Raw genomic sequence first — 17488 nt, forward strand, 5'->3', positions numbered from 1 at the left:
CCCGGTCAGGCAAGCATCGCATCCTCGCCGAAGAAGGGCCGGTCCGCGTCCGTCGCCGTGCCGTCGATGAAGCGCTGCGCGACTTCGTAGGCGTCGGCGCCGACGATCCGGCCGAGCGCGCGGCCGTTCATGTCGCCGTCATCGAAATGGATGCCGCCGTAGAGCCGAGACCGGCCGGCCTCGTCGGCCGCGTCAGAGAACGTCTCCCAAATGAGCGTCACTTCTTCCTCGGGCACGCCACGCTCGAACTGGATCGTGTCGATGCCGAACAGGACATGCGCCCCGAAAGCGTCGCTCCCGGTCATCCGCGACAGGACCTCCGCGCCCGCGGCGCTGAAGGCCGAATGCCCGGAGGTGTATTCGGCGAAGGGCGGCGAGGTATTGTCGAAGGGCCGCTGGAACGTGTTGAAGTTCGCCGCGAGGATCGTCTGCGTACCGATGCCGTAGCCCTCGGCGTCGAAGCCGCCGAAGGCCTCGATCACGTTGCCGGTCTCGCCCGTCAATGCGTCCGTGCCCGGCTCTCCGATCAGGCCGAGTTCACCCAGCTCGCGGATCGCGCGGACGGGACGCGTGTAGTCGTACTCGACCTTGGAGTGCCACGTCGCGATCCCGGCATCCATGACCGCGTTCCCGAGCGCGAGAAACATCTGCGCATCCATGTCGAGCGTGTGGCCGTCGCGTGCCGACACGAACTCGCCAAACGTCATCCACGTGCCCGGCGGGAAGGCCGTGCCGCCGCCATCCTCCCAGAATTCCGCGATGATCTTCTGCGTGTCGGTGAGCCCGCCGCTGAACGCGACCACCTCCTCGGCCTGCGCGACGAAGCCCGGGTTGATGACGGGGCCGACCAGCGCCTTGGTCACCGGGATCGTGTCTCCGGCGGCGAAGGTATCTCCGTCGAGGGACAGGGGCGCCGACAGCGTGATCGTGCGCGCCGCGAGGTCGAGCGTCGACCCCGCGAAGGCCGGCGCGAAGAACGCCTCCGGCGGCGGCGGGAGGGTGCCGGAAAAGTCGGTCGCCCCGCTGGCGTCCTCGGCCAGCGCGAAGCCCTCCACCTCCCGCCAGTGCGGCGACAGGAAGGATTGCTCGACATCGTCGTCCTCGGGATCGATCGGGACGTTCTCCGGCGTCCACAGGGTGATGTCGACGATGGCGTTCGGACCGCCGTTCGCGGGCACGTAGCCGGTCGTGTCGGCGTAGGCGCCGGACTGGTTCGCCCCGTCGTCGGCGCGCAACGCCAGCAGATCCTCGGCGGCGTCGATGCCGATCTCCGCGATCTTCGACGGCGCGCCGAGGTCGTAGCCGAACCGCGTTTCCATGACCTCGGCGTAGAGCGGCGCAACATCCGGAAACAGGTCCATCAGGACGGTATAGGCGGCCCAGCTCATCGCCTCGGCCTTGTCGGCATCGCTGCCGCTGGTCTCGACGTTGTCGCCTTCGAGGTCGAACGACACGGGCACGGCCGTCGCGTCGAACGCCGACCAGGCATCGTACATCGCGGTGTGCACCATGGCGTAGGCACGAGAGGCCACGGTCGGCCCGGTGGGGCTGTCGGTCTCGATCACCGCCTGCTGAACCACACGGTCCCAGACCACGGAGGCGGTCGGCGTCGGATCGTTCACGGTCACAGTCTGCGTGCCGCCGCCGACCTGGATCACCGGCAGCGCATCGTCCGGATCGAAAGACGCGGCCAGTTCCGCCGCGGTAAAGCTCCGATCGGCGAAGACCACGGTCTCGAACCCGTCGATGTCCATCGTGGCGCCGGAAAACCGGCCGGTGAAGCGGAACCCGTCCTCGAGGATCTCTATGTCGACCTGGCCGGCGTTGATGTCGAGCACGAGCGTGTCGTCCCCGACCCCGCCCGACGCACGATCGACCAGATCGCCGAGCCGCAGTTCGTCGTCGCCGGCGCCCAGTCGGACGAGCGCGGCGCCGCCATCGATCTCGACCCGATCGTCGCCGCGGCCGGCCCGGACCTCCGTCGCGCCGCCGAGCAGCGCCAGCGTATCCGCGCCCGCGCCGCCCACGACACCGTCAACGCGCGCTGTCGCGTTCAGCGTATCGTCCCCCGACCCCAGCGACAGGAAGGTCACCGGCGCGGCCTCGATCGTCACGTGGTCATCGTCGCTGCCCGTCACGGCGAACCGGGCGCCGCCCGAGACCGAGAGCGTGTCGGCGCCGCGTCCCGCGCGCACCTCCTCGACATGCGCGGCGAAGGACAGGCTGTCGTCGCCCCCGCCGGCGCTGACGCCGCCGACGACGGTGCCCGCGCTGAGCACGTCGTCGCCCGCGCCGAGCGACAGGAAGGTGAGAGGCGCACCCCCGACCGTGGTCACGGTGTCGTCTCCGGCGAAGGTGACGATCATGCGGTGGGGTGTCGTTATGTCGAAGACATCATCGGCTTCGGAGCCGGTCAGAAGAAAGGTCATGGTAAAATCCCGCGCAACGAATAGGACGGATCGAATGCATTCCGCTCAATAACGTCAATGTTACCAAGTGAAATGGAACCTGCACAGAAAAAGCTGCGCACGGATCCGCATTTTCCACGCCGTCGCCGAGGAACCGGGCTTCAGATCACGGTTTTCGCCGCTGCAGCACCCAGAGCGCCAGCGACACCACCGCGATGGGCAGGATCAGCGCCTCCAGCAGCAGGAGCCCGATCACCGTGAGCGACGCGTTCAGGATGGTGTCGGCCTCGCCGAGGAAGAAGGCGACACTGTCGCGGTAGGTCCGCACGGTCCCGAGGATGTCGCCGACCCCCTCGATCGTCCGGTCGAAAAACGAGTCCGGGGAGGTCGTGCCGCCGTCGATCGCCGCCTCCGCCGCGCTGATCCCCCGTGCGCGATCCGCGATCTCCGAGAGGTCTGCGCGGGCGGCGGCCATGCGCGGCTCGGTCAGCCGGTCGGCAATGCCGGCGCCGGTCCAGAACAGCGCCGGCAGCACGAAGGCCAGCGCCACACCCGCCACAACGGCCCGGTCGAGGACCCGGCCGAGCCGCCCGCGCCGCGCCAGCAGCCACGGCACCAGGGCCGCCAGGAGCAGCCCGGCCCCGAGAACGCTCAACGGCTCGGCCGCCACCGACAGCGTCGCCGCCACCACCGACACCGCGAACACCGTCGCCGCCACGCGCTCCACCGTGTCGTCGACAGGCTCCAGCACCTTGATCGGCTGCGCGTTGGCCGACACCACCGCCGACCCGCCCAGCTCGACCTCCTGGGCCACCGACAGCGTGGCGTTGATGGCGCGCAGCGACACGTAGACGGCGCCGGCCGCGACCGCGACGCGGCTCGCGGCGCGCTCTGCGCCCGCGACGGCCGGATTGTGGAGCAGAAGCGCCGCGAGCGCCCCCGCGGCGAGGATCAGCGCGAGCGCCGCCCGCCTCACAGCATCGCCGGCACGACCTGGTCCGGTGGCCGGTGCCCGTCGGCGAAGGTCTTGACGTTGATGATGACCTTCTCGCCCATCTCCAGCCGGCCTTCCCGCGTCGCCGAACCCATATGCGGCAGCAGAACGACATTCGGCAGGTCGCGCAGTTCCGGGTTCACGTCGGTGCCGTGCTCGTAGACGTCGAGCCCCGCCCCGGCGAGGTCGCCCGCGCGCAACCGCCGCGCCAGCGCGTTCTCGTCGATCACCTCGCCGCGCGAGGTGTTCACGATCACCGCCGAGGGCTTCATCAGCTTCAGCCTGCGGGCGTTCAGCAGGTGAAAGGTCGCGGGCGTATGGGGGCAGTTGACCGACAGGACGTCGACCCGCGCCAGCATCTGGTCGAGGCTGTCCCAGTAGGTGGCCTCCAGCGCCGCCTCGGCCTCGGGCCGGAGCCGACGCCGGTTGTGGTAGTGCACCTGCATCCCGAAGGCGCGCGCGCGCCGCGCCACGGCCTGGCCGATGCGTCCCATGCCGAGGATGCCGAGCCGCTTGCCGCCGATACGCCCACCCAGGAACGCCGTCGGCGCCCAGCCGCTCCAATGCCCGCCCTGCATCGTCGCCAGCCCCTCGGGGATCCGACGCGTCACCGCGAGCAGGAGCGACATCACCATGTCGGCGGTGTCCTCTGTCACCACGCCGGGCGTGTTCGACACGAGGATGCCGCGCGTCCGCGCGGTATCCACGTCGATATGGTCGACCCCCGCCCCGAAATTCGCGATGAGCTTCAGGCGCGACCCCGCCTGCCCGATCAGCCCGGCGTCGATCGTGTCGGTGACCGTCGGCACCAGCACGTCGGCCTCCTGCATCGCGTCGAGCAGCTGGCCCCGCGACATCGGCGTGTCGTCGTCACGCAGGCGGACGTCGAACAGCTCCTTCATCCGGGTCTCCACCGCCTCCGGCAGGCGTCGCGTGACGACAACACTCAGCGGCTTTGATGCCATGCCCGCACCCTCGATCTTTCAAGCAACATTCTTTCGAGGCAGAGTGGCCGAAGACGGATCGGGGCACAAGAACCCCGGCCGGAGAAAACCGAGCAGGACAAGACATCACATGTTGAGACAAGCCAGGGGTGCGGCGCTGGCGCTGGTCATCGTCAGCCTCGCGGCGGGCGCCGCCGCGGCGGACCGCGTGCGCGGTCCGGTGACGAACCTGCCGCTGCCGCGCTACGTGTCGCTGAAGGCATCGGAGGGCAACGTCCGGCGCGGCCCGTCGCTGACCCATCGGATCGACTGGGTCTACGTGCGGCGCGACATGCCGCTCGAGGTCACTGCCGAATTCGGCCACTGGCGCCGCGTGCGCGACCGCGACGGCGCCGGGGGCTGGGTGCACTACTCGCTCCTGTCGGGCGTGCGCACCGTCCTCATCGAGGAGGACATGATCCCGCTCTACGCCCGCCCGGCGGAGGGCTCGCAGATGATGGCCAAGCTCGGGCTCGGCGTCGTTGCGCGGCTCGGCGCCTGCGTGCAGACCTGGTGCGAGGTGGAGGCCGGCGGCCAGCGGGGCTGGACGCGCAAGGCGGCGCTCTGGGGCGTGGCCGCGGACGAACTGCGCGACTGATCGGGCGCCTGGGCGCGACGACTTCGGCTTCATCTTGCCGGAAACCCCGGGGGAGTCGCCGCAGGCGACGGGGGCAGAGCCCCCGCCCCGCCCGACGCCTCGCGCATCGCGCGCAGATCCGGGCGTAAAAACCTGATTTAGAAAAAATTTTGCGCGTCAGGCCGCCTCGTGCAGGAGGATCGCGGCCTCTGACGCCGTCAGGTTGCGGCGCGCGGCGGCGCCGAAGCTCTGCGGTTTGGCCTCCACCTGCGGCATGAGCTGGCGCAGCCGCTCGAAGTCGCGCGGGTCGAGCGAGCCGAGCGCGGTCTGCGCGGGATGGAAACTCTCGGTCTCGACGCCGTTGGCGAAGACGATCTCGTGGCGGGGCAGCAGGAGGTGGATGTAGGTCACCTCCTTCACGTTCATGTCCGTCGTCACGGTATCGCCGTTGACGAGATCGCGCGCCGAGACCAGCACTTCGGGCGTGTTGAAGAGCGCGCGCGCCACGGCGCCGCGCACCAGCATCCGGTGCTCGGGAGACACGAGGAACTCGTCGTCCGGACGGTCGATCCCGAAGGCGCCTGCGCGGATCCGCACCGGGCGGAGCTTCGGCATCGCGAAGAGCCGGGCGCCGGACATGCGGCGGCGCCCGATCCAGCGGATCTCCTGCCCGGCGCTGTCCTTGGTCTGGACCCGGTCGCCCTCGGCGAGTTCCTCGACACGCGCCGCGCGTCCGTCGGCGAGCGCGATCCGGGTGCCCGGGGTAAAGCAGATGACCCCGCCTTCGCCCGTCATCGCATCGAGCCCCGGCGGCCCGGCATCGAGCGTGTGATGCACGATCCAGAGGTCGGCGCCACGCGGCGGCAGGTCGCCGAGAAACATCAGGAGCGGCGGGACCCCGCGCCCGAGGTCGATCAGCGTGGCCGTGTAGCTCGCGATGCCGTCGGTGACCACGAAGTTGCGGTCGCCCGCGCCGAAGTCGCCCGCGACCTCGCCGTCCGGCGCGCGTCCCCGCGTCGCGACGCAATCGTCCATCGCCGCCCCCGCAAGGCGCCGCACCATGCGCGCGGCGCGCTGTCTCAGATCCGCCTCTCCCGAGGTCCGGTCAAGCTGCAGAACGGAATTCGGGCCGTCGACGCGCACCGCCTCTCCCTGCCAGGCCCACGAGGACCCGACCGCGAGAGCCGACACCGGAGCCGCGCTCAACCCATCCAACACCGTCTGCGACCAGGAGATGACGAACGTGCCCTTGACGCCCGTTGCCAATGCTCTGTCCTGCCCGTCGTTTTTATGTTTCTGACCGTGGCATAGCAGAGCGAGGGCGATTTTTAAACGATCCCAAGGGGATTGCGGCCGTCATTCACGTTAGTGCAATTGCATGGTTGCAGTTGGGCAACATTTCGCTCATGCTATACGTGTTTCCGCCGAGCCGGCACACCGGCCGGCGCCGGCGCTTCGCGGGGCGCCGAACGGAGACCACTCAGAACTCGAAGCTGATCCGCGCCGCGCCGACGACCTGGCCGCCGTCCTGGCCCTCGAACTCCTCGTCCAGCCAAGTGACACCATAGAACGCGCTCTTGCCCGTGCCCTGCCAGTGCAGTCCGGCGCGCAGGCGCTGACGGTCGGCCTTGAGCTCCGGTCCGCGATCGTCGGGCAGGTAGATGCTGTCGGCCACCTGTGCGAAATCGGCGCCGAGCATCAGGCTGAAGCCGTTCTCGGGCACGCCGATGACCTCGTAGCGCTGGCCCGAGACGGTGTCGCGCACCATCAGGCTGTCGCGCCCGAATTGCCCGAAAGACAGGTCGACACCGGCGCGTGCCAGCGTCTCGTCGCCCCATCGCACCTCCGCGAAGGGGCGCAGGCGGGCATGATCGCCGAGCGGGCGGGTCGATCCGACCTCGGCCACCAGCGTCGGGTGCCAGCCGTTCTCGATCTGCTCGTCGAGGATCCGCGGGGCCGGCGGCCGAATGCTGATGAGGTCGTGCAGCGCGGTCTGGAACTGGCCCACGCCGGTCTGCGGGCCGGTCACCACGAGGTCCGCGCCAAGCGTGACTTCCGCCGCGCCGCGCTGAAAATGCGTATGCGCGCCGACCGACAGGATGCCGGCATAGCGGCGATCGTCGGGGTCGAAGGCCCGCAGTGACGCCGGCGCGATCGCGCGTCCGTGGGTGCGCAGCTCGATCATGTCGCCCGGCGTCGCGGGCAGCGTGCCATCGAACTGATAGCCCCAGACCCGGCTCGCGGTGATCGAGCCGGATTGCCACCGATCCTGCAATTCGCCGAGCGAGTCGTTCACGAAGAGGCGACCGTATCCGAGCCGGATCCGGTCCTGCGCGTCGGCGGCGCTGGCCCCGAGCCCGAGGATCAGGGCGGCAGTCGCGAAGACATGCCGGACGGCAGCCGGTCGAGCGCGGTGTCGTGTCATGGGGCCTGCGGTATTTTTCTTTTTCGATCTGCTTCTAGGTCCGGTTCTGTACCCGCGCCGTTGCGGGCGCTCCATCAAAAACCGACACGCCGCCGTTGCACGAAGCGTGGGTGTGGCCGGAACGCCGCCAGAGTCGCGGCACGTCGACTTACTTGACATGTGTCAAATAGCGCCCATCTTCGCCGCTCATGGACAAGCGCCGCCTCAGATCCCGCCTCCGGCTGCATCGCGCCCTGCGCGAAATGATGGCCGAAACGCAGCCCGACTCGATTTCGGTCGAGGCGCTGGCCCGTCGCGCGGGCGTCACGCGCCAGACGTTCTATGCGCATTACACGTGCATCGGCGCGATGCTGGAGGAACACCTGCAGGGGCTCCTGACGGAAATCGCGGCGCGCCACCGTCGCGCGTTCAGCGATGCCGACGACGCCGTTGCGCCGGAGCGGCTGCGTGAACTGATGACGTCGGTCTTTGCCGATCTCGATGCCGACGATCCGCGGCTGGCCGCACTGCTCGACGGGCCGGTGGCCAGCGAGGTCGAGGCGCGGTTCGCGGATCTCGTGACCCAGTTCCTGACCGACGCCGATGCCGCCGGAAGCGAGGCGTTGACCCCGCGGGAGAACGCGGCGCAGGCGCGCTTCTTCGCCGGCGGTTTCCTGAGCCTCCTGCGTCACTGGCTGGCGCTCGGGTCGGAGCGTCCGCCGCCGGAGGTCATGGGCGGCATGCTCGCCGACTTCTGTCTCTACGGCCGCAAGGGCCGATGCCCCTCACTCCAGCTCACGGAGCCCACGTCATGATCCGCCGCGCCCTTCTGGCCCTGCCTCTTCTGGTCTTCGTGCCCCTTGCCACCGCCGCGCAGGAGAACGGCGAGGCGGCGAACGCGCCCCCGCCGGCGCCCCGCCCGGCCAAGCTCATGACCCTCGATGCCGGGAGAACGACGGTGGAGCGACAGTTCTTCGGCAGGGTCCGGGCGCGCGAGACGGTCGACCTCGCCTTCCAGGTCGGTGGCCAGATCGTCGAGTTTCCGGCGTCGGAGGGCACCTCGATCGCCGCAGGCGGCCTCGTGGCGCAGCTCGACCTCGAGCCTTTCGAGCGACAGCTCGAGGAGGCGCGCGTGCAACTCGACAAGGCGGAGCGCGATCTCGAGCGACTGGAGCGACTGTCCGGGAACGCGGCCTCCGAGGTCCAGATACAGGACGCCCGCACGCAGCGCGACCTCGCGCGGATCGCGGTCGCCGACGCAGAGGACCGGCTCGAGGATGCCACGCTGAACGCGCCGTTCGATGCGCTGGTGGCCCGGCGCGAGGTCGCCAACTTCTCCACCGTGTCCGCCGGCCAACCGGTCGTGAGGCTGCACGACATGTCGGAGAAACAGGTGGCCATCGACGTGCCCGAAGTTCTGTTCCGGCGCGCTGCGGGCGCGGAGGACCAGATCAAGCTCTCGGCAACGTTCCCCGAAAGCGACACGCGCCACCCGTTGGTGTTCCGAGAGTTCGAGGCCGAGACCGCGGATGTGGGGCAGACCTATCGCCTCACGCTCGCGTTCACGGAGGATCCCGGCGAACGGGTGCTGCCCGGATCCTCGACGACGGTGAACGTGGTCACGCCGCTGGGGTCGGGCTCGGGCATCGTGATCCCCGAGACCGCGCTGGTCTTCGACGCCGATCGCGATCCCGCCGTCATGGTCTTCGAGCCATCGGAGGAGGATCCCGATCGCGGCACCGTGCGCCGGACCCCGGTGACGATCGACATGCGGCCGGACGGTCGGATCTCACTGGCCGAGGGGCCGGAGACCGGAACCGAGATCGTCGCCACGGGCGCGTCTCAGCTGGAGGACGGCCAGACCGTCCGCCGGTTCACCGGCATCGGGGAATAGGATCATGCAGATCGCACGCGGCGCCATCGACAAGGCGCTTATCACATGGCTGCTGATGATCGGCTGCCTGCTGGGTGGGCTCTGGGGCTTTGCCACGATCGGCCGGCTCGAGGATCCTGCCTTCACCATCAAGAACGCGATCGTGCTGACGCAGTATCCCGGCGCCTCGGCCGAAGAGGTGGCGCGCGAGGTGTCGGAGCCGCTCGAGAGCGCGATCCAGCAGATGGCGGAGATCGACACCATCACGTCGTCGAACAAGCCCGGCGTCAGCCGCATCGACGTCGAGATCGAGTCGACCTATGACGGCACCGAGTTGCCGCAGATCTGGGACAAGCTGCGCAACCGAGTGAACGACGCACAGGGCGATCTTCCAGACGGCGCCGGGCCCTCGATCGTGAACGACACCTTCGGCGACGTCTTCGGCATCTTCTACGCCGTGACCGCGCCGGGCTTCACCGATGCCGAGACGCACGCGCTGGCCGAATTCTTGAGGCGCGAGCTGCTGGCGGTGGAGGGCGTGGCCGATGTCGAGGTCTCCGGCCTGCCCGAAGAGGCGGTATTCGTGGAGCCCGAGCCGGCGATCACCGCGAACCTGGGGATTCCGCCCGCCGCCATCGTCAACGCCATCGCGAACGCCAACGTCGTCACGCCCGCGGGGTCGATCGACCAGAACGGACAGAGCATCCGCATCGCGCCTCCGGTCGGATCCGATACGGTCGAGCAGATCCAGAACCTCACCGTCGGGGTGCAGGGCGAGGTGGTGGACCTGACCGACATCGCGCGCGTCTATCGCGGCCGCGCCGACGATCCAGACCGGATCATCCGGTTCGACGGCGAAGAGGCGTTCACCATCGGCGTGTCGGGAAAGTCCGACCTCAACATCGTCGATATCGGCAAGGCGGCCGATGCGCGCATCGACCAGTTGATGTCGGACATCCCGTACGGCGTCGAATTCAAGCCGATCTATCAGCAACACGAGGTCGTCGAGGAGAGCTCGAACGAGTTTCTCGTGAACCTCGCAACGTCCGTGGCGATCGTCGCCGTGGTCCTCGCGCTGTTCATGGGCTGGCGCGCCGCCATCGTGGTCGGCACGACGCTGCTTCTGACGGTGGTCGGCACCGTGTTCTTCATGGCAGTGTTCGGGATCGAGTTGCAGCGCATCTCGCTCGGCGCGCTCATCATCGCGATGGGCATGCTCGTCGACAACGCCATCGTGGTGGCCGAGGGCATGCAGGGCGACATGGCCGAGGGCAAGTCGTCACGGGAGGCGGCGTCGGACGTCGCAGGCAAGACGCAGATCCCGCTGCTGGGCGCAACGGTGATCGGCATCATGGCGTTTGCCGGGATCGGCCTCAGCCCGGACGCGACAGGCGAATTCCTATTCTCGCTGTTTGCCGTGATCGGAATTTCGCTGCTGCTGTCGTGGGTTCTCGCGATCACCGCAACGCCGCTGCTCGGGCACTATTTCTTCAAGCGCGGCGGCACCGAGGCCGGCTCGGCCTACAACGGCCCGATCTTCCGCGCCTACGCGGCGGTGCTGCGTGTGGCGCTGCGCCTGCGCTGGCTGGTGGTGGCCGGGCTGATCGCACTGACGGTCGTGTGCTACTGGGGCTTCGGACAGGTCAAGCAGCAGTTCTTCCCGGATTCCAACACGCCGTTGTTCTACGTGCACTACACGCTGCCGCAGGGCGCCGACATCCGGCGCACCGCGTCGGATATGGAAGTGCTGGAGGACTGGCTCGCCGAGCAGGACGAGGTCGTGTCCGTCGCGACCTTCGTCGGTGGCGGCGCCACGCGGTTCATGCTGACCTACGCGCCCGAAGAAAGCCTGCCGACCTACGGCCATCTGATCATCCGGACCGAGACGCTGGAACAGATCCCGCCGCTGCGCGCCCGACTCGAGGATTTCGGAGCCACTGCCCTGCCGCAGGGCGAGTTCCGAAGCGAGCGTCTCGCCTTCGGGCCGGGCGGGGGCGCGCCCGTCGCGGTGCGCTTTTCCGGCTCGGACCCGGACGTGCTGCGCGCGCTCGCCGACGAGGCCCGCGCCCGCATGGAAGAGGCGTCGGACGACGTGCAGAACCTGCGGACCGACTGGCGCCAGCGCGAACTGGTGGTGCGGCCTCTTTATGCCGAGAACCGGGCGCAGACCGCCGGGATCGCGCGCGAGGACGTGGCCACTGCGCTGGCGAGCGCGACCGACGGCACGCGCGCCGGGGTGTACCGCGAAAACGACCGGCTGATCCCCATCGTCGTGCGCGATCCGGCGGCCGCCAGCGGCGGCGGGGCGCACCTGATCGATCAACCCGTCTGGTCCGAACCCGCCGGAACGTTCGTACCGCTCGAGCAGATCATCGACGGCTTCGGCTACGACGTCGAGGACACGCTCTTTCAGCGGCGCAACCGGGTGCCGACCATCGCGGTCGAGGCCGACGTCCCCGCCGGCGTCAACGCGAACGCGGTCTTCACCGAGGTGCGCGGCACGATCGAGGCAATGGCGCTGCCCGAGGGCTACTCGATGGCCTGGGGCGGGGAATACGAGAGCTCGGCGGAGGCGCAGCAGAGCCTCGGACGGCAGCTGCCGCTGTCGCTTCTGGTGATGGTGCTGATCTCGATCCTGCTCTTCGGCAAGCTGCGCCAGCCGCTCATCATATGGCTGCTCGTGCCGATGGCTGTGAACGGGGTGGCGATCGGGCTTTTGTCGACCGGCCTGCCGTTCTCCTTCACCGCGCTTCTGGGGCTTCTGTCGCTGTCGGGTATGCTGATCAAGAACGGCATCGTGCTGGTCGAGGAGATCGACCTGACCCGCGCAGATGGCGTGCCGTTCCGCGAGGCCGTCGTTCGCGCGTCCACCTCGCGTCTGCGGCCCGTGGTCCTCGCCGCGGGCACGACGATCCTCGGGATGACGCCGCTGCTGACCGATGCCTTTTTCGCATCGATGGCGGTGACGATCATGGGCGGGCTCGGCTTCGCCTCGGTGCTCACGCTGATCGCGGCGCCGGTGCTCTACGTGATCTTCTTCCCGCGTGCCTGGAGGGCCGACGCGCCGACCAAGACGGCCTGAGTGTGTGTCGCTGGCGGGGGGCGGCTGCCCCTCGCCAGTGCCTCATGTATTCAGCCCGGAGCGGGATCGGCGCCGCGCTTAGGCGCGTGCGCGAAACGTGCTATGGTTGATCCGGCGCCGCGATGGACGCCTTTTTCGAAGTGGCGCGATGAGGGACGGCGACCCCGAGGATGTCGAACGGCAGGATGACGAGCGCGTTGGCGCGCCCGGCAGCACGGTTCTGCTGCTCCTGCTGCTGTCCCTGCTCGGATCGTGCAGCGTGCTCGCCCTCGTGCTCACCTGAAGCAGGAGCGGCATCTTGTTCGGGATCCGATCCCGCTGGTGCCCGCGGCCGGACTCGAACCGGCACGGCCTCTCGGCCTAGGGATTTTAAGTCCCCTGTGTCTACCATTCCACCACGCGGGCCCGCGGAGCGCGACCCTAGCGAAGCGCGCAGGCGAGGAAAAGCGTCAGAGCGGGGTGCCCGGAGCGGCATCCAGAAGGTGCCGTTCCGACAGCCAGGGATTGAGGGCGAGCGCGGCGCGCAGCGTCTCTCGCGCGGCCTCGGTCCGGCCGAGACCGAAAAGGGTCAGAGCCTTGCCGGACAGCGCCGCGACGTGCCGCGGGTTGATTTCCAGCGCCGCCTCGAGATCGGGCAGCGCGGCCGCGTAATCCTGCTGCAGAAAGGCGATGAAGGCCCGCTGATTGTAGCCTTCGGCGTAGTCCGGGCAGTACGCGACGAGCCGGTCGAATGCCTCGTGGGCGGCGAGAAGGTCATAGACCCGCCGCGCCGCCATGCCGCGATCGAGCAGCGCCTGTGCCGCCTCGTCCGGCGCATCGGCCCAGTGGCGCCACATCTCGTTGGAGATGCGCTGGCCCTCGGCCTCGGTCTCGGCGGCCCGGGCCTCGGCGATCAGTGCATCGAGATCATCACTGTGGTCGGGCGGCGCCGGACAATCGGCCCAGGCCGGCGAGGCGATCAGAAGACAGGCGATCAGGGCACGCATCTTCCGAGGATCGCCCGCATGCGCCGCGCCGGTCAAGCGCTGCGCGCTGACGAATTGGGCACCGGATCCGGCCTGCGCGCGGCCGATCAGGGCCGCCGGGCCATCCCGTCTTCCTTGACCGCCTGCATCGCGACATAGGTGGAGGTGGAGGCGATGTGCGGCAGGGTCGAGATATGCTCGGCCAATACGCGCCGATAGCTGCGCATGTCGGCCGTGCGAACCTTGAGGAGATAGTCGAAATTGCCCGCGATGAGATGTGCCTGTTCGATCTCGGGGATCGCCGCCACCGCGTCGTTGAAGTCGGCGAGCGCCTCTTCACGGGTGTCGGTGAGCCGCACCTCGACGAAGGCCACGTGATCCAGCCCGAGCCGGATCGGATCGAGGATGGCGCGATATCCCCGTATCGCGCCCACTTCCTCGAGTCGGCGCAGCCGCGCCTGCGTGGGCGATTTCGACAGGCCGATACGGCGCGCCAATTCGGTGATCGAACAGCGCCCATCCTCGCCCAAAACCGCGAGAATCGCGCGATCGAAGCGGTCGAGTTCGAGGATATCGGTTTGCACGGTCGAACGCTCCAAAGAAGGCGGATCGGGCAGCTTCGGCCGCCCATTCGGGAAACATCACTCGACGAAGGCGCGTAAGCTAGCACAAATTTGCGGAGGACTTTCAATGCCCAGAGATATCGCATCCGACCTGCGCCGGACGATCGACGCGCAGACCTACGCCGACGAAGCGCCGCTGGTCGCGTCGCTGGCCGAGACCGCCGAGCTGACTCCGGCGGATCGTGCGGAAATCTCGAAACGGGCGGCGGCCCTGGTGCGCGATATCCGCGGCAGCGCGCGTCCGGGCCTGATGGAGGTCTTTCTCGCCGAGTACGGCCTGTCCACCGAGGAGGGCATCGCCCTGATGTGCCTGGCCGAGGCTCTGCTGCGCGTGCCCGACGCCGAGACGATCGACGCGCTCATCGAGGACAAGATCGCGCCGTCCGACTGGGGCAAGCACATGGGCCATTCCGCCTCGCCCCTGGTCAACGCCTCGACCTGGGCGCTGATGCTGACGGGCAATGTGCTGAAGGACCGCGACCCCGGCGTCGCCAGCCATCTGCGGGGCGCGATCAAGCGGCTGGGCGAGCCGGTCATCCGCCGCGCCGTCGGTCAGGCGATGCGGGTCATGGGCCAGCAGTTCGTGCTGGGCGAGACGATCGAGGCAGCGATGAAGCGCGCCGCCAAGCAGGAGTCGCGCGGCTACACCTATTCCTACGACATGCTGGGCGAGGCCGCGCGCACGGAGGACGATGCGCGGCGCTACCACCTGAGCTATTCGCGCGCGATCAACGCCATCGCGGAGGCCGCGAAGTCGAAGAAGACGCGCGACAATCCCGGCATCTCCGTCAAGCTTTCCGCGCTGCATCCGCGCTACGACGAGCTACACTCCGATCTGGTGTTCGAGGTCGTGGTACCGCGGCTGCGCACGCTGTGTCAGCTCGCCCGCTCGGCGGGCATCGGGCTCAACATCGATGCCGAGGAAGCCGACCGGCTGGCGATCTCGCTCGACGTGATCGAGGAAGTGCTCTCCGAGCCGTCGCTCAAGGGCTGGGACGGGTTCGGTGTCGTGGTGCAGGCCTACGGCAAGCGCGCGGCCCCGGTGCTCGACTGGCTGCACGACCTGGCGACACGGCTCGACAGGCGGATCATGGTGCGCCTCGTGAAGGGCGCCTACTGGGACACCGAGATCAAGCGCGCGCAGGTTCTCGGCGTCGACAGCTTCCCGGTCTTCACGTCGAAGCCGGCATCGGACGTGAGCTTTATCGCCAATGCGCGCAAGCTGTTGAAGATGACCGACCGCATCTATCCGCAGTTCGCCACGCACAACGCGCACACCACGATGGCCGTCGTGCACATGGCCGAGTCGATGGAGGTTCCCAACGAGGCGTGGGAATTCCAGCGCCTGCACGGCATGGGCGAGACGCTCTACGACCTGCTGATGAAGAAGAACGGCGTGCGCTGCCGGATCTACGCGCCTGTCGGCCAGCACAAGGACCTTCTGGCCTACCTCGTCCGGCGTCTTCTCGAAAACGGCGCGAACTCGTCCTTCGTGAACCAGATCGTCGACGAGGACGTGCCGCCGGAGACGGTGGCCGCCGATCCGTTCGATGAGGTTCACGACAGCGGCCTGACCACCGGGGCGGAGCTGTTCGAGCCCGAGCGCGTGAACTCGAAAGGCTGGGATCTGCGCCATCGCCCGACGCTCGAGGAGATCGACGCCGCGCGCGGCGCGTTCGAGCGGCATCGCTGGCAGGCCGGCCCGATCACGGCCGAGGACGCGCCCGCCGGCGCGGAGGAGGTCGTGCCCAACCCGGCACGGCCGCGCGACGAGGTGGGCACCATCACGTGGGCGACGCCCGAAACCGTGGCGGCGGCGGCTCGCGCCGCGCGACCCTGGGACGCAGATCCGGCCGAGCGGAGCGCGGTGCTGAACCGGATCGCCGATCTCTACGAGGAGAATTACGGCGAGCTGTTCGCGATCCTGCATCGCGAGGCGGGCAAGTCGCTGCTCGACGCGGTGGCCGAGATCCGGGAGGCCGTGGATTTCCTGCGCTACTACGGCGCACGAACCGAAGGCGATCCGGCCGTCGGCGTCTTTGCCTGCATCAGCCCGTGGAACTTCCCTCTGGCGATCTTCACCGGGCAGATCGCCGCGGCGCTGGCCGCCGGCAACGCGGTGCTGTCGAAACCGGCCGAGCAGACGCCGCTGATCGCACACCGCGCGGTGCAACTGATGCACGAGGCCGGGGTGCCGCGCACCGCACTTCAACTCGTTCCGGGTGCGGGCGAAGTCGGCGCGGCGCTGACCTCGACGCCCGAGGTCGGCGGCGTGGCCTTCACCGGCTCCACCGAGACCGCGCAGATCATCCATCGCTCGATGGCCGAGAATCTCGATCCGGGCGCGCCGCTGATCGCCGAGACCGGCGGGCTCAACGCGATGATCGTCGATTCCACCGCCCTGCCCGAGCAGGCGGTCGCGGCGATCGTCGAAAGCGCGTTCCAGTCGGCCGGGCAGCGGTGTTCGGCGCTGCGCTGCCTGTACGTGCAGGAAGATATCGCCGAGAGCTTCACCGAGATGCTGACTGGCGCGATGGATGCCATGCGGATCGGCCGGCCGTGGGACGTGTCGACCGACGTCGGCCCGGTGATCGACGCCGAGGCCAAGGCCGATATCGACGCCTACATCGCGGAGGCGGACGGTGAGGGCCGCGTGCTCAAGACATGCGACACACCCGATGCCGGGCACTTCGTCGCGCCGACGCTGATCCGCGTGACGGGCATTGGCGAGTTGGAGCGCGAAGTGTTCGGCCCCGTGCTGCACCTCGCCACGTTCAAGGCGGACGGGATCGACCGCGCCATCGACGCGATCAATGCCAAGGGCTACGGCCTGACGTTCGGTCTGCAGACTCGGATCGACGACCGGGTACAGCACGTGTCGGACCGGATTCGCGTGGGCAACGTCTACGTCAACCGCAACCAGATCGGCGCGATCGTGGGCTCCCAGCCGTTCGGCGGCGAGGGCCTCTCCGGCACCGGGCCGAAGGCCGGCGGCCCCGACTATGTGGAGCGCTTCCGTGCTCACCCCGCCGACCACGCGGCGGGCGAGTGGTCCAAGGACGACACCGCCAAGCGGATCGAGACCGCCGCGCGCAAGGCCGCGAAGGAGGTCGTGATCGACAAGACCGAGCTGCCCGGTCCCACGGGTGAGTCGAACATGCTCTCCACCCTGCCCCGGGACCCGATCCTCTGCCTCGGGCCGGGCGCGGAGGCAGCGGCCGCGCAGGCCAAGGCGATCCGCGACCTGGGCGGCGTCGCCATCGAGGCCGAAGGGCATGTCACGCCGGAGACGCTGACCACGCTGGACGGGATCGCCGGCGTGATCTGGTGGGGCGATGCGGATACGGCGCGCGCGATCCGTGCGGCGCTCGCGCGTCGCGAGGGGCCGATCGCGTTCCTCGTGACCGGCCAGCCCGATCGCGGCCACGCGCGGATCGAACGGCATGTCTGCGTCGACACCACCGCGGCCGGCGGCAACGCGAAGCTGCTCGCCGGGGTGTCCTGACCCCAGGCCGGGCGCCGCGGCGCGGTGCTCGGTCACGCCACGCTTGACGCGGGCCCGCCCCGCGCCAAGCTCTG

General features: G+C 69.0%; 13 protein-coding genes and 1 tRNA gene. 6 read left to right on the top strand and 8 right to left on the bottom strand.

Annotated features, from left to right (window positions below):
• Window positions 1–5 precede the first annotated feature (5 nt).
• The 3 genes from ROJ8625_RS11830 to ROJ8625_RS11840 form a co-directional block, all read right to left on the bottom strand.
• Complete coding sequence (locus ROJ8625_RS11830; RefSeq protein ID WP_085792099.1) at window positions 6–2429, bottom strand: DUF6851 domain-containing protein; 2424 nt, start codon at window positions 2427–2429, stop codon at window positions 6–8.
• A gap of 145 nt (window positions 2430–2574) precedes the next feature.
• Window positions 2575–3384, bottom strand: a complete 810-nt coding sequence (locus tag ROJ8625_RS11835) for a hypothetical protein (protein ID WP_085792100.1) — start codon at window positions 3382–3384, stop codon at window positions 2575–2577.
• A complete protein-coding gene (locus ROJ8625_RS11840) occupies window positions 3381–4367 on the bottom strand; it encodes a 2-hydroxyacid dehydrogenase (RefSeq protein ID WP_085792101.1) in 987 nt (328 codons plus the stop codon). The genes ROJ8625_RS11835 and ROJ8625_RS11840 overlap by 4 nt, the downstream gene beginning before the upstream one ends.
• Before the next feature lie 109 nt (window positions 4368–4476).
• On the opposite strand from ROJ8625_RS11840, the gene ROJ8625_RS11845 reads away from it, so the two are divergent.
• Complete coding sequence (locus tag ROJ8625_RS11845) at window positions 4477–4983, top strand: SH3 domain-containing protein (protein WP_085792102.1); 507 nt, start codon at window positions 4477–4479, stop codon at window positions 4981–4983.
• A 156-nt stretch (window positions 4984–5139) separates the two neighbouring features.
• On the opposite strand, the gene ROJ8625_RS11850 is transcribed toward ROJ8625_RS11845, so the two are convergent.
• On the bottom strand, window positions 5140–6228 hold the full coding sequence (locus ROJ8625_RS11850) for a Hint domain-containing protein (protein ID WP_085792103.1): 1089 nt from the start codon (window positions 6226–6228) through the stop codon (window positions 5140–5142).
• Window positions 6229–6442: 214 nt separating this feature from the next.
• Window positions 6443–7387: a lipid A-modifier LpxR family protein gene (locus ROJ8625_RS11855; RefSeq protein WP_085792104.1), complete on the bottom strand. Its 945-nt coding sequence runs from the start codon at window positions 7385–7387 to the stop codon at window positions 6443–6445.
• A gap of 242 nt (window positions 7388–7629) precedes the next feature.
• Between ROJ8625_RS11855 and ROJ8625_RS11860 the strand changes: the two genes are divergently transcribed.
• The 4 genes from ROJ8625_RS11860 (at window position 7630) to ROJ8625_RS21475 (ending at window position 12604) form a co-directional block, all read left to right on the top strand.
• A complete protein-coding gene (locus ROJ8625_RS11860) occupies window positions 7630–8181 on the top strand; it encodes a TetR/AcrR family transcriptional regulator (RefSeq protein ID WP_268794696.1) in 552 nt (183 codons plus the stop codon).
• Window positions 8178–9260: an efflux RND transporter periplasmic adaptor subunit gene (locus tag ROJ8625_RS11865; RefSeq protein ID WP_085792106.1), complete on the top strand. Its 1083-nt coding sequence runs from the start codon at window positions 8178–8180 to the stop codon at window positions 9258–9260. The genes ROJ8625_RS11860 and ROJ8625_RS11865 overlap by 4 nt, the downstream gene beginning before the upstream one ends.
• A 4-nt stretch (window positions 9261–9264) precedes the next feature.
• On the top strand, window positions 9265–12321 hold the full coding sequence (locus ROJ8625_RS11870) for an efflux RND transporter permease subunit (RefSeq protein WP_085792107.1): 3057 nt from the start codon (window positions 9265–9267) through the stop codon (window positions 12319–12321).
• Between the two features lie 148 nt (window positions 12322–12469).
• A complete protein-coding gene (locus tag ROJ8625_RS21475) occupies window positions 12470–12604 on the top strand; it encodes a hypothetical protein (protein ID WP_268794694.1) in 135 nt (44 codons plus the stop codon).
• 36 nt (window positions 12605–12640) lie between these two features.
• Here ROJ8625_RS21475 and ROJ8625_RS11875 read toward each other — a convergent pair.
• From ROJ8625_RS11875 to ROJ8625_RS11885, 3 genes are all read right to left on the bottom strand, one after another.
• A tRNA-Leu gene (locus tag ROJ8625_RS11875) sits at window positions 12641–12726 on the bottom strand.
• 44 nt (window positions 12727–12770) lie between these two features.
• Window positions 12771–13307, bottom strand: a complete 537-nt coding sequence (locus ROJ8625_RS11880) for a tetratricopeptide repeat protein (protein ID WP_085792431.1) — start codon at window positions 13305–13307, stop codon at window positions 12771–12773.
• An 86-nt stretch (window positions 13308–13393) separates the two neighbouring features.
• Entirely contained in the window at window positions 13394–13870 is a 477-nt protein-coding gene (locus tag ROJ8625_RS11885; RefSeq protein ID WP_085792432.1) for an Lrp/AsnC family transcriptional regulator, read from the bottom strand.
• Between the two features lie 106 nt (window positions 13871–13976).
• On the opposite strand from ROJ8625_RS11885, the gene putA reads away from it, so the two are divergent.
• The gene (putA, locus tag ROJ8625_RS11890) at window positions 13977–17414 is read left to right on the top strand and encodes a bifunctional proline dehydrogenase/L-glutamate gamma-semialdehyde dehydrogenase PutA (protein ID WP_085792108.1); all 3438 of its coding nucleotides are present in this window, start codon (window positions 13977–13979) and stop codon (window positions 17412–17414) included.
• The last annotated feature ends 74 nt before the right edge of the window (window positions 17415–17488 follow it).

The organism is Roseivivax jejudonensis (assembly GCF_900172265.1).
Lineage (GTDB): Bacteria > Pseudomonadota > Alphaproteobacteria > Rhodobacterales > Rhodobacteraceae > Roseivivax > Roseivivax jejudonensis.

Coding starts and splice junctions, on each gene's coding strand:
- ROJ8625_RS11830 (WP_085792099.1), bottom strand. CDS start 2,429: ATGACCTTTCTTCTGACCGGCTCCGAAGCCGATGATGTCTTCGACATA.
- ROJ8625_RS11840 (WP_085792101.1), bottom strand. CDS start 4,367: ATGGCATCAAAGCCGCTGAGTGTTGTCGTCACGCGACGCCTGCCGGAG.
- ROJ8625_RS11845 (WP_085792102.1), top strand. CDS start 4,477: ATGTTGAGACAAGCCAGGGGTGCGGCGCTGGCGCTGGTCATCGTCAGC.
- ROJ8625_RS11855 (WP_085792104.1), bottom strand. CDS start 7,387: ATGACACGACACCGCGCTCGACCGGCTGCCGTCCGGCATGTCTTCGCG.
- ROJ8625_RS11860 (WP_268794696.1), top strand. CDS start 7,630: ATGATGGCCGAAACGCAGCCCGACTCGATTTCGGTCGAGGCGCTGGCC.
- ROJ8625_RS11865 (WP_085792106.1), top strand. CDS start 8,178: ATGATCCGCCGCGCCCTTCTGGCCCTGCCTCTTCTGGTCTTCGTGCCC.
- ROJ8625_RS11870 (WP_085792107.1), top strand. CDS start 9,265: ATGCAGATCGCACGCGGCGCCATCGACAAGGCGCTTATCACATGGCTG.
- ROJ8625_RS21475 (WP_268794694.1), top strand. CDS start 12,470: ATGAGGGACGGCGACCCCGAGGATGTCGAACGGCAGGATGACGAGCGC.
- ROJ8625_RS11880 (WP_085792431.1), bottom strand. CDS start 13,307: ATGCGTGCCCTGATCGCCTGTCTTCTGATCGCCTCGCCGGCCTGGGCC.
- putA (WP_085792108.1), top strand. CDS start 13,977: ATGCCCAGAGATATCGCATCCGACCTGCGCCGGACGATCGACGCGCAG.